Annotated in this window: 9 protein-coding genes; all 9 read right to left on the bottom strand. The window is 66.4% G+C overall.

What is annotated here, in order from left to right:
- Positions 1 to 88: 88 nt before the first annotated feature.
- The gene (locus VF662_RS12410; protein ID WP_464141643.1) at positions 89 to 2086 is read right to left on the bottom strand and encodes an acetyl-CoA carboxylase biotin carboxylase subunit; all 1998 of its coding nucleotides are present in this window, start codon (positions 2084 to 2086) and stop codon (positions 89 to 91) included.
- Between the two features lie 288 nt (positions 2087 to 2374).
- Positions 2375 to 4588 (bottom strand): methylmalonyl-CoA mutase, encoded by a 2214-nt coding sequence (scpA, locus tag VF662_RS12405; protein ID WP_464141646.1) that lies wholly within the window; start codon positions 4586 to 4588, stop codon positions 2375 to 2377.
- A complete protein-coding gene (gene mce, locus VF662_RS12400; RefSeq protein ID WP_464141640.1) occupies positions 4584 to 5003 on the bottom strand; it encodes a methylmalonyl-CoA epimerase in 420 nt (139 codons plus the stop codon). The genes scpA and mce overlap by 5 nt, the downstream gene beginning before the upstream one ends.
- Positions 5000 to 6532 carry an acyl-CoA carboxylase subunit beta gene (locus VF662_RS12395; protein ID WP_464141638.1) on the bottom strand — a complete coding sequence of 511 codons (1533 nt, stop codon included), beginning with the start codon at positions 6530 to 6532 and terminating at the stop codon, positions 5000 to 5002. The genes mce and VF662_RS12395 overlap by 4 nt, the downstream gene beginning before the upstream one ends.
- A 77-nt stretch (positions 6533 to 6609) precedes the next feature.
- Complete coding sequence (locus VF662_RS12390) at positions 6610 to 7389, bottom strand: enoyl-CoA hydratase-related protein (RefSeq protein ID WP_464141635.1); 780 nt, start codon at positions 7387 to 7389, stop codon at positions 6610 to 6612.
- The gene (locus VF662_RS12385; protein ID WP_464141633.1) at positions 7386 to 8279 is read right to left on the bottom strand and encodes a hemolysin family protein; all 894 of its coding nucleotides are present in this window, start codon (positions 8277 to 8279) and stop codon (positions 7386 to 7388) included. Before VF662_RS12385 ends, VF662_RS12390 begins: the two co-directional genes overlap by 4 nt.
- Positions 8272 to 8802, bottom strand: a complete 531-nt coding sequence (gene ybeY, locus VF662_RS12380) for an rRNA maturation RNase YbeY (protein WP_464141631.1) — start codon at positions 8800 to 8802, stop codon at positions 8272 to 8274. Before ybeY ends, VF662_RS12385 begins: the two co-directional genes overlap by 8 nt.
- On the bottom strand, positions 8799 to 9797 hold the full coding sequence (locus tag VF662_RS12375; RefSeq protein WP_464141628.1) for a PhoH family protein: 999 nt from the start codon (positions 9795 to 9797) through the stop codon (positions 8799 to 8801). Before VF662_RS12375 ends, ybeY begins: the two co-directional genes overlap by 4 nt.
- The coding region (gene miaB, locus VF662_RS12370; protein ID WP_464141624.1) for a tRNA (N6-isopentenyl adenosine(37)-C2)-methylthiotransferase MiaB at positions 9797 to 10876 on the bottom strand (1080 nt) is incomplete at its 5' end. The genes miaB and VF662_RS12375, both read right to left, overlap by 1 nt.

Raw genomic sequence — 10876 nt, 5'->3', positions numbered from 1 at the left:
TTGAAGCTTCATTGCGAGCGCAGGGAAGCAATCCATGCCGCAGCGCCCGTGGATTGCGTCGTCGCGAGCGCTCCTCGCAATGACGACGTTACTCGAATTCCAGGATCACCGCGTCCACGGCAAGGCTGTCACCCGGCTTCGCCTGCACCTTCGCCACCGTCCCGGATTTCTCGGCTCGGAGGATGTTCTCCATCTTCATCGCTTCGACAACGGCAAGCGGCTGGCCCGCCTCGACCTTGTCGCCCTCGCCGACGTTGAGCGCGGTCAGAAGTCCGGGCATCGGGCACAGCAGGAACTTCGAAAGATCGGGCGGGATCTTCTCGATCATGTAGCGGCTGAGCTCGGCCACATGCGCCGGGAGCACGTCCACGAGGTGCGAGGCCCCGCGGGTGGTGAGCCGCCACTGCCGGCCGCGGCGCATCACCTGCACGGTGCGGCTGCGCTCGTCGATCGTGCCCTTGAACAGGAGCTGCCCCGGCTGCCAGCGCCCGATCAGCTCCCGCCCCTCGCCCTTGTCGATATAGCCGAGCAGCCCGCCCTCGAACCCGTCGAAGCGGATCCGGTGGTCGCGGCCCGCGATCCGCACCACCCGCTCTTCGGGCGGAAGCACTTCGCTGCCGAGCTGGCCGCTGATCGAGCAGGCGCGGTGATCGGTCTCGAGCGCGACGAGGGAGGCGATCAGCGCCAGGTCCTCGATCAGCTGCGGATCGGCCGGAGCCCCCTGGAAGCCCTCGGGATATTCCTCGGCGATGAAGCCGGTGGTCAGCTCGCCCGCCCGGAAGCGCGGATGCTGCATCAGCGCCGAAAGGAAATCGACATTGTGGCCGATTCCCTCGATCACGAACCGGTCGAGCGCCTCGATCTGGAGATCCACCGCCGCCTCGCGCGTGTCCGCGTAGGTGACGAGCTTCGCGATCATGGGATCGTAGAACATCGAAACTTCCCCACCTTCGAACACGCCGTCGTCGACGCGGACGCCCTCCTTCTCGCGCGGCGGCTGGTAGCGGACCAGGCGGCCGGTGGAGGGGAGGAAGCCGCGATAGGGGTCCTCGGCATAGACACGGTTCTCGATCGACCAGCCGGAGAGCTTCACGTCGTCCTGTCCGAACGCCAGCTGCTCGCCGGCGGCGACGCGGATCATCTGCTCCACGAGGTCGAGCCCCGTCACCTGCTCGGTCACCGGATGCTCGACCTGGAGACGGGTGTTCATCTCGAGGAAGTAGAAGCTCTCCCCGGTCGGATCGGCGCCCGAGACGATCAGCTCCACCGTACCGGCACTGTAATAGCCGACCGCCCGGGCAAGCGCGACCGCCTGCTCGCCCATCGCCTTCCGCATCTGCGGCGTCACGAATGGGGAGGGCGCTTCCTCCACCACCTTCTGGTGGCGCCGCTGCACCGAGCATTCGCGCTCGCCGAGATAGAGGATGTTGCCGTGCTGGTCGCCAAGCACCTGGATTTCGATGTGGCGCGGGCTCTCAATGAACTTCTCGATGAACACCCGGTCGTCGCCGAACGAGGCGAGGCCTTCGCGCTTCGTTGCCTCGAAGCCTTCGCGGACGTCGGTCTCGCTCCAGGCGAGCCGCATGCCTTTGCCGCCACCGCCGGCCGAAGCCTTCATCATCACCGGATAGCCGATCTCGCCGGCGATCCGGACCGCATCCTCGGTGGTGGCGATGTCGCCGAGGAAGCCCGGCACGACGTTCACGCCCGCCGCTTGTGCCAGCTTCTTCGATTCGATCTTGTCGCCCATCGCCGCGATCGCGTTCGGCGGTGGGCCGATGAAGGCGATGCCGTTCTCCGCCAGCAGCCGCGCGAAACTCTCGCGCTCCGAAAGGAAGCCATAGCCGGGATGCACCGCCTCCGCGCCCGTCTCCTTGCAGGCGAGCAGGATCAGATCGGCACGGAGATAGCTCTCGCTCGCCGCCGGAGGCCCCAAGCGCACCGCCTCGTCGGCCATCCGCACATGCGGCGCCCGCGCATCGGCATCGGAATAGACGGCCACCGTCTTGATGCCCATCTTCTTCGCGGTGCGGATGACGCGGCAGGCAATCTCCCCGCGATTGGCGATCAGTATCTTTTTGAACATCGGTTGTGTCTCGTAAGAAGTGAGATCTGGACAGCGGCACGCATTATCGAGTCGACCTCCGGACGTACCTGGCGAGAAGAATGCCGACTGCAAGGATCGCAATCTGCGATCCAGGGAAGATCCAGAACCTTTCGCCGGGGCTCCAGTAGCAATCTGTTTTGCTTGAGAAGGCGGGACATGGACCCATGAGCCGCACGTACATACCGCCTACTGCATAGAACCCGCCGAAGATCAGATAGAGTGCGCACCCAAGCCGCGCCAGGCGTGCTGCGGGTCGCTGCTCGTCGCTCACTCCGCAGCCTCCTCGAGCGGCGGAAGATTATGCCCTAGAAGCTTGAGCACTTCGCCCGCAGCGTCAACGAGGTTGGTGCCGGGGCCGAAGATCGCCTGCACGCCCGCCTCGCGGAGCATTTCATAGTCCTGCGGAGGAATCACGCCGCCGACGACCACTCGGATATCGGCGCGCCCCATGTCGCGCAGGTGGTTGATGAGCTCGGGCACCAGCGTCTTGTGCCCGGCGGCGAGGCTGGAGGCGCCGACAACGTCCACATCCTTCTCGACCGCCATGCGGGCGCTTTCCTCGGGCGTCTGGAAGAGGGGGCCCGGCACCACTTCGAAGCCGAGATCGGCGAAGGCCGAGGAGACGAGGTTGGCGCCCCGATCGTGCCCGTCCTGGCCCATCTTGGCGACGAGCATTCGGGGCTTCCTGCCCAGCCGGCGCTGGACCGCTCCGACGCCGTCTTCAGCGCGTCCCCAGCGCGGGTCACCCCGGTGGGCGCCGCCATAGACGCCGCTGACCGGCCTCGGCACCGTGTCATAGCGGCCGAATGCCTCCTCCAGAGCCGCGCTGATCTCGCCCAACGTGCAGCGCGCGCGCGCGGCTTCGACTGAAAGCTGGAGCAAATTCGCCTCGCCCCGCGCGCCGTCCGTCAGCGCGGCGAGCGCAGCCTGAGCCTTCGTTTCGTCGCGGCTGGCGCGGGTGCGGGCGATGCGGTCGATCTGCCCGGAGCGAACCTTCGCATTGTCGATCTCGAGCGTATCGACCGGCGGCTCGTCCTTCAGGCGGTAGCGGTTGACGCCGACCACCACCGTCTCGCCCCGGTCGACCGCGGCAGCGCGGGCGGCGGAGGCTTCCTCGATCCGGCGCTTGGGCATACCTTCAGCCACCGCCATGGTCATTCCGCCCATGCCTTCCACTTCCTGGATAAGCGCCCAGGCATGGTCGGCGAGCTCCTTGGTCAGCGCCTCGACATAATAGGACCCGCCGAGCGGATCGGCGACATTCGTGATCCCCGTCTCCTCGGCCAGGATCAGCTGCGTGTTGCGCGCGATCCGTGCCGAAGTGTCGGTGGGAAGCGCGATCGCTTCGTCGAAGCTGTTGGTGTGGAGCGACTGAGTGCCGCCCAGCACCGCCGCCATCGCTTCCACGGTAGTGCGGATGACGTTGTTGTACGGATCTTGCTCGGTCAACGACACGCCGGACGTCTGGCAGTGGGTGCGCAGCATCTTCGACTTCGGGTTCTTCGCGCCGAAATCGTCCATGATCCGGTGCCAGAGCAGGCGCGCGGCGCGGAGCTTCGCCACCTCCATGAAGAAGTTCATTCCGATGGCGAAGAAGAAGGAGAGGCGCGGCGCGAAGGCGTCCACCTCCAGCCCCTTCGCCCTCGCGGCGCGGACATACTCCATTCCGTCAGCGAGCGTGAAGGCGAGCTCCTGCACCGCCGTCGCGCCGGCTTCCTGCATGTGATAGCCGCTGATCGAGATGGAGTTGAACTTTGGCATGTTGGCCGAGGTGTAGGCGATGATGTCGGCAACGATCCGCATCGAGGGCTCGGGCGGATAGATGTAGGTGTTGCGGACCGCGAACTCTTTGAGGATGTCGTTCTGGATGGTGCCGGTGAGCTGCGCCTGGGCGACGCCCTGCTCCTCCGCGGCGACGATGTAGAAGGCGAGCACCGGAAGCACCGCGCCGTTCATCGTCATCGACACGGACATCTCGCCGAGCGGAATGCCGTCGAACAGGATCTTCATATCCTCGAGCGTGTCGATCGCCACACCCGCCTTGCCGACGTCGCCGACCACGCGCGGATGGTCGCTGTCATAGCCGCGGTGGGTGGCGAGATCGAAGGCGACGGAGAGGCCCTTCTGCCCTGCGGCGAGGTTGCGCCGGTAGAAGGCGTTCGAGTCCTCGGCGGTGGAGAAGCCCGCATATTGCCGGATCGTCCACGGACGCCCGGTGTACATCGATGCATACGGCCCGCGCGTGAAGGGCGCAAAGCCGGGGAGGCCCGGATCGAGTTCTGCCGTGTCCTCCGCCGTATAGAGCGGCTTCACGTCGATGCCTTCGGGCGTATGCCAGGTGAGGTCCTTCCCCTTCACCTCCTTGGCGGCTGCGGCCTGCCAGTGGGCGAGGGTGGGTGTGTCGTCCGCCGCGGACCGGCTCGGCTGCGGCGCGGCTCCGGAATCCTCGCCCGTATTCTGCTCGATCGTCGGCTTCTCAATGCTCACCGCGCGGCGTCTCCATCAGCTCGACAAGAACGCCGCCGGTGCCTTTCGGGTGCAGGAATATGACCGGAGTTCCGTGCGCCCCGATGCGCGGCTCGCCCAGCACCTTCGCCCCCTTCGCCGTCATCTCGGCCGCCGCCGCATGGATGTCGGGCACCTCGAAGCAGACATGATGCTGCCCGCCCGCCGGGTTCTTCTCGAGGAACTTCGCGATCGGCGAATCCTCCCCCAGCGGCTCCAGGAGCTCGATCTGGCTGTTCGGCGTATCGACGAAGCACACCCGCACCTTCTGCGGAGGCAGGTCGAACGGCTCGCTGATTGCCGTGGCGCCTAGCAGGTCGCGGTAGAGAGCAATGCTCTGTTCGATCGACGGCGTGGCGACGCCGACGTGGTTGAGGCGGCCAATGGTCATAGCGGGATGTTGTCGTGCTTCTTCCACGGGTTCTCGAGCTGCTTGTCGCGGAGCTTCCGCAGCCCGAGCGCGATCCGCCGCCGTGTCGAATGCGGCATGATCACTTCGTCGATGAAGCCCATGCTCGCCGCCACGAACGGGTTGGCGAAGCGCTGTTCGTATTCCTGGGTGCGGGCGGCGATCTTATCCGGATCGCCTATGTCCTTGCGGAAGATGATCTCCACGGCCCCTTTGGCGCCCATCACCGCGATTTCGGCGGAGGGCCAGGCGTAGTTGAGGTCGCCGCGGAGGTGCTTTGAGCTCATCACGTCGTAGGCGCCGCCATAGGCCTTGCGGGTGATGACGGTGATCTTCGGTACGGTCGCCTCGGCAAAGGCGAACAGCAGTTTCGCGCCGTTCTTGATGATGCCGTTATGCTCCTGCGCGACACCGGGAAGGAAGCCCGGCACGTCCACGAACGTTACAATGGGGATGTCGAATGCGTCGCAGAAGCGGACGAAGCGTCCGGCCTTCTTCGAGCTTGCGATGTCGAGCACGCCGGCGAGCACCATCGGCTGGTTGGCGACGATTCCGATCGTGCGGCCCTCGATCCGGCCGAAGCCGCAGATGATGTTGGCGGCATGGTTCGGCTGGATCTCGAAGAAGTCGCCCTCATCGACAGTCTTCGAGATCAGCTCGTGCATGTCGTAGGGCTTGGCCGCGCTGTCGGGGATTAGTGTGTCGAGGCTGTCTTCGCGGCGGTCCCAGGGGTCGGTGCAGGGGCGCTCGGGTAGGTCGTGCCGGTTCGAAAGCGGCAGGAAATCGAAGAAATCCCGCGTCGCGAGAAGCGCCTCGATATCATTCTCGAACGCGACATCGGCGACGCCCGACTTGGTCGTGTGGGTGACGGCGCCGCCAAGCTCCTCCTGGGTGACGACCTCGTTGGTGACGGTCTTCACCACGTCAGGGCCGGTGACGAACATGTAGCTCGAGTCCTTCACCATGAAGATGAAGTCCGTCATCGCCGGCGAATAGACGGCGCCGCCCGCGCACGGGCCCATGATCAGGCTGATCTGCGGCACGACGCCGGACGCGAGCACGTTGCGCTGGAATACCTCGGCATAGCCTGCAAGGCTGGCGACGCCCTCCTGGATGCGCGCGCCACCCGAGTCATTGAGGCCGATCACGGGCGCTCCGACCTTCATCGCCATGTCCATGATCTTGCAGATCTTGCTTGCGTGCCGCTCCGAGAGCGAGCCGCCGAAGACGGTGAAATCCTGAGCGAAGACGTAGACGAGGCGGCCGTTGATCGTACCCGATCCCGTGACGACGCCGTCGCCCGGCACCCTTTGCGTCTCCATACCGAATTCGGAGCAATTATGCTCCACGAACATGTCGTACTCTTCGAAGCTGCCCTGATCGAGCAGCACCGTCAGCCGCTCGCGCGCGGTGAGCCGGCCCTTCCGGTGCTGAGCTTCGATCCGCGCTTCGCCGCCGCCGAGCTGAGCCTGGCGGCGCCGCGCTTCAAGTTCTTCGATTGTGGTGGCCATGGAGACTCGGTGCACCTCGGTAGCCGATAGGTGAGCGCCTCCCTATCCGGGAGCTCAAGGCGTGGCAAATCGGAGGCTTAGCGGCCTTCGAAGCGGGGTTGCTGCTTCTGCAGGAAGGCCATCACCGCGGATTTGAAATCCTCGGTGCGGCCTGCCTCCCGCTGCGCCGCGCGTTCGGCGGCGAGCGCGTCGCCGAGCGAGAGCTGCTCCGCATGGCGCGCGAGCCTGCGGATCAGGCCGAGCGCTACCGTCGGCCCCTGCGCGAGGTTCGTCGCCAGCAGCACCGCCTCGGATGCGAGATGCTCGTCCTCCACGATGCGCGAGATGAGGCCCCAGTCCCGCGCCTGCTCGGCATGGATCCGTTCGCCGAGGATCATCATCTCCATCGCCCGCGCACGGCCCGCAAGGCGGGGGAGGAGCCAGGTTGCTCCCGCATCGGGGATGAGGCCGATATTGACGAACGCCTGGAGGAAGTAGGCGGAGCGCGCGGCGATCACGATATCGGCTGACAGGGCAAGAGAGCATCCCGCGCCCGCGCAAGGCCCGTTCACAGCCGCAACAACGGGGATCGGAAGCTCGAACAAAGCTTCGATCAGCGGATTGAAATGCTTCTCGAGCGCCTCGCCTGCGTCTTCGGGCAAGCCGCCGCTGCCGGCAAGATCCGCCCCGCTCGAAAAGCCGCGCCCCTCGCCGGTGATCAGCAGGCACCGCGCACCGGAGCCTGAGACCTCGTCCACCGCCGCCCTCAGCTCGTCCACCGTTTGGCCACTAAGCGCGTTCAGCGTGTCCGGCCGCGCGAGCGTGATCGTGGCGACGGCGGCGGGGCTGGTATCGAGCCGGATGTGCTCGAAGGTCATTCCGTAAGCGCGCCTTCCGCCGGCGCGTGGAGGCGGAGGCGGTTGACGCGGCGTGAGTCGCTGTCGGTGACTTCGAGCCGCCACCCGCTCGGATGCTCGACGATTTCGCCGAGCCGCGGCACATGGCCTGCAAGCACGACCGCCAGGCCGCCGAGCGTGTCGACGTCCTCTTCAACTATGGCGAGCCGTGCATCGAGCTCCTCCGCCACGTCCTCGAGTTCGGCGCGCGCGTCGGCGTCCCAGATGCCGTCCTCGAGCGGGATCAGCATTCCGGGCAATTCCTCGTCATGCTCGTCCTCGATTTCACCGACGATCTCCTCGACCACGTCCTCGATGGTGACGAGACCCTCGGTGCCGCCGAATTCATCGACGACGATGGCGAGGTGCACGCGCTCCGAGCGCATCCGCGCGAGGAGATCGAGCACGCCCATCGATTCCGGGACAAAGAGCGGCGTCCGGATCAGCGAGGAAATGTCGTCCGGCGGCGTCGCGCCGCTCACCTGCAGAGTGAAGACGTCCTTGATATGGACCATGCCGATGCAGGCATCGAGGCTGCCTTCATAGACCGGGAGGCGGCTGTGCCCCGCCTCCGCGAAGGCGGCGACGAGCTCGGCGAAGCTGATCGTGTTTGGAACCGCGATAATCTCGCCCCGGGGGACGGAGATGTCGTCGGCGGTGCGCTCGCCGAAATGAAGGAGGTTGCGCAGCATCTGCCGCTCGACCGGGGTGAGGTCGCCCACCGCCGGTATCTCGCCCTCATGGCTCTCGATCATCTCCTCGATCTCGTCGCGGAGCGTCGTCTCGCCGTCGTCGCCGAAAAGGAGCGTTCGAAGGCCGCTCCAGAAGCTGCGCCCATTCGGCTGGGCGCCGATACTCGAATCGTCAGGCATTTAGGGGTGTTTGCACCTCAGTGATTGCATAGGGATCGGCGATCCCGAGCGCGGCGAGCGCGGTTCGCTCGACCGCCTCCATCGCCTCGGCGTCCTCCTCGCCCGTCTCATGGTCGTAGCCTAGCAGATGGAGCGTCCCGTGCACCACCAGATGGGCGGCGTGGGTCTCGACCGCAATGCCCTTGTCGGCGGCCTCCGCCACGCAGACGCCGTGGGCGAGCACGATATCGCCGAGCAGGACCTCGCCGCCGTCGGCCGCGCCGATGGATTCCAGGAGGTCGCCGTCCACCATCGGGAAAGAGAGGACGTTGGTCGGCTTCTCCTTGCCGCGATAGCCGGTGTTGAGCGCCTTTACTTCATCATCGTCGGTGAACTTGACCGAGACTTCGACCGTCAGGTCGCTTTCGGCAAGCGCTGCCTGGCGGCTGCTTGCGACGGCGGAGAGCACCGCGCGCTCGGCAAGCTCGGGCCAGCCGATGCGACTGTCCCATTCCTCCCCGGCATCGGCTTCGACCAGGATCACGAATTCGGCCCTTCATAGGCTTCGACGATCCGCCCGACGAGCGGATGGCGGACGACGTCGGCCGAGGTGAAGCGGACCGTGGCGATCTTCTGGATGCCCTCCAGCCGCCCGACGGCGTCGGCGAGGCCGGACTGGCCGGGGTTCGGAAGATCGACCTGCAGCGGATCGCCGCACACGACCATGCGGCTGCGCATGCCGAAGCGGGTGAGGAACATCTTCATCTGCTGCGGCGTGGTGTTCTGCGCTTCGTCGAGGATGATGAAGGCATCGGAAAGCGTGCGGCCGCGCATGAAGGCGATCGGAGCGATCTCGATCTCGCCGGACGCGATCCGCCGCTCGACCTGCTCGGCCGGAAGCATGTCGTAGAGCGCGTCGTAAAGCGGGCGGAGATAGGGATCGACCTTCTCCTTCATGTCGCCGGGCAGGAAGCCGAGCCGCTCGCCCGCCTCGACGGCGGGCCGCGACAGGATCAGCCGGTCGACCGAACCGCCGATCAGCTGCTGCACCGCCTGCGCGACTGCGAGATAGGTCTTTCCGGTGCCCGCAGGCCCAAGCGCGAAGATGAGGTCGTCGCGGCCGAGCGCCTCCATATAGACGGCCTGGGTCTTCGAGCGCGGGACGATCGTCTTCTTGCGCGTCCGGATCATCACCTTCGGCGGCTCTGAAACGTCCGGCGAGATGATGCCGTCGAGCGTCGGCTGCCCCGACATGGCGATCACTGCATCGACCGCGCCCTGATCGATGTCCTGGCCCTCATCGAGCCGGTTGTAGAGGCCGACCAGCACGTCGCGCGCACGCGCGGCCGCTTCCGCCTCGCCTTCGATCTGCACCCGGTTGCCGCGCGCCGCGATGTAGACTCCGAGCCGGTCCTCGATCGCCACCAGGTTGCGGTCGAACTCGCCGAAGAGCGGCCCGAGCAGATGCGGCTGCTCGAATTCGACTTCGACCCGCGCGCGCGGACCGGCGGCTTCGGCGGCGGCTTTCTTCTGCGCCATCAGGCGGCGTCCCGAAGCGCTTCGGCGGCGGCGAGGCTGTTCGGCCCGGCCGAGAGGATATCGACCTCGATCAGATCGCCGATCTCCGCTCCGGTCTCGAGGTGCACGGACTGAAGCCAGGGCGACTTGCCGATCAGCTGCCCCGGCTTCTTGCCCCTCCGTTCGAGCAGCACGGACGTGCGGCGGCCGACGGTGGCGCGGTTGAAGGACAGCTGCTGCTCATTGAGCAGCGCCTGCAGCCTCTGCAATCTCTCGTCCATCAGCTCGGCAGGCACCTGTGCATCCATCTGTGCGGCGGGGGTTCCGGGCCGCGGGGAATATTTGAACGAGTAAGCTTGCGCGTAGTTCACCTCGGCGACGATTTTCAGCGTATCCTCGAATTCCGCGTCGGTTTCGCCGGGAAAGCCGACGATGAAGTCACCGGAAAGCGCGATGTCCGGCCGGGCGGCACGGACGCGCTCGATGATCGCGAGATAGCTTGCCGTCGTATGGCTGCGGTTCATTGCCTTCAGCACGCGGTCGTTCCCGGACTGAACTGGCAGATGCAGGAACGGCATCAGCTTCTCGACCTCGGCGTGGGCGCGGATCAGGCCTTGGGTCATGTCGTTAGGGTGGCTGGTCGTGTAGCGGATCCGCTCCAGCCCCGTCAGCCGGCCCAGCGCCCGGACGAGCCCGTCGAGGCCCTGCATCCGCCCCTTATCGTCCTCGCCGGTCCAGGCGTTCACATTCTGGCCGAGCAGGGTGATCTCCCGCGCGCCCTGGTCCACGAGCGCTTTGGCTTCGTCGACGATCGCGCCCCAGCCGCGCGAGACCTCGGCGCCGCGGGTATAGGGGACGACGCAATAGGTGCAGAATTTGTCGCACCCCTCCTGCACCGTCAAAAAGGCGCTCGGCCCCTGCTTCCGGCGGGCGGGGAGGGCTCCGAACTTGCTCTCGAACGGCATGTCGGTGTCGAGCGCGCGCTCGCCGCGCGCGGCGGCAGCGACCATCCCGGGCAGCCGGTGATAGGCTTGCGGGCCCACGACGATGTCCACCGCCGGCGCCCGGCGCGGGATCTCCTGCCCCTCGGCCTGAGCGAC

This window comes from Allosphingosinicella sp. (genome assembly GCF_036387215.1).
GTDB lineage: Bacteria > Pseudomonadota > Alphaproteobacteria > Sphingomonadales > Sphingomonadaceae > Allosphingosinicella.
The sequence above is the reverse complement of the archived record's forward strand: the minus strand, read 5'-3'. Positions and strand labels throughout refer to the sequence as shown.

What these genes read in the sequence shown, in the direction of transcription:
- VF662_RS12410 (WP_464141643.1), bottom strand. Translation starts at nt 2,086, where the DNA reads ATGTTCAAAAAGATACTGATCGCCAATCGCGGGGAGATTGCCTGCCGC.
- mce (WP_464141640.1), bottom strand. Translation starts at nt 5,003, where the DNA reads ATGACCATTGGCCGCCTCAACCACGTCGGCGTCGCCACGCCGTCGATC.
- VF662_RS12395 (WP_464141638.1), bottom strand. Translation starts at nt 6,532, where the DNA reads ATGGCCACCACAATCGAAGAACTTGAAGCGCGGCGCCGCCAGGCTCAG.
- VF662_RS12390 (WP_464141635.1), bottom strand. Translation starts at nt 7,389, where the DNA reads ATGACCTTCGAGCACATCCGGCTCGATACCAGCCCCGCCGCCGTCGCC.
- VF662_RS12385 (WP_464141633.1), bottom strand. Translation starts at nt 8,279, where the DNA reads ATGCCTGACGATTCGAGTATCGGCGCCCAGCCGAATGGGCGCAGCTTC.
- VF662_RS12375 (WP_464141628.1), bottom strand. Translation starts at nt 9,797, where the DNA reads ATGGCGCAGAAGAAAGCCGCCGCCGAAGCCGCCGGTCCGCGCGCGCGG.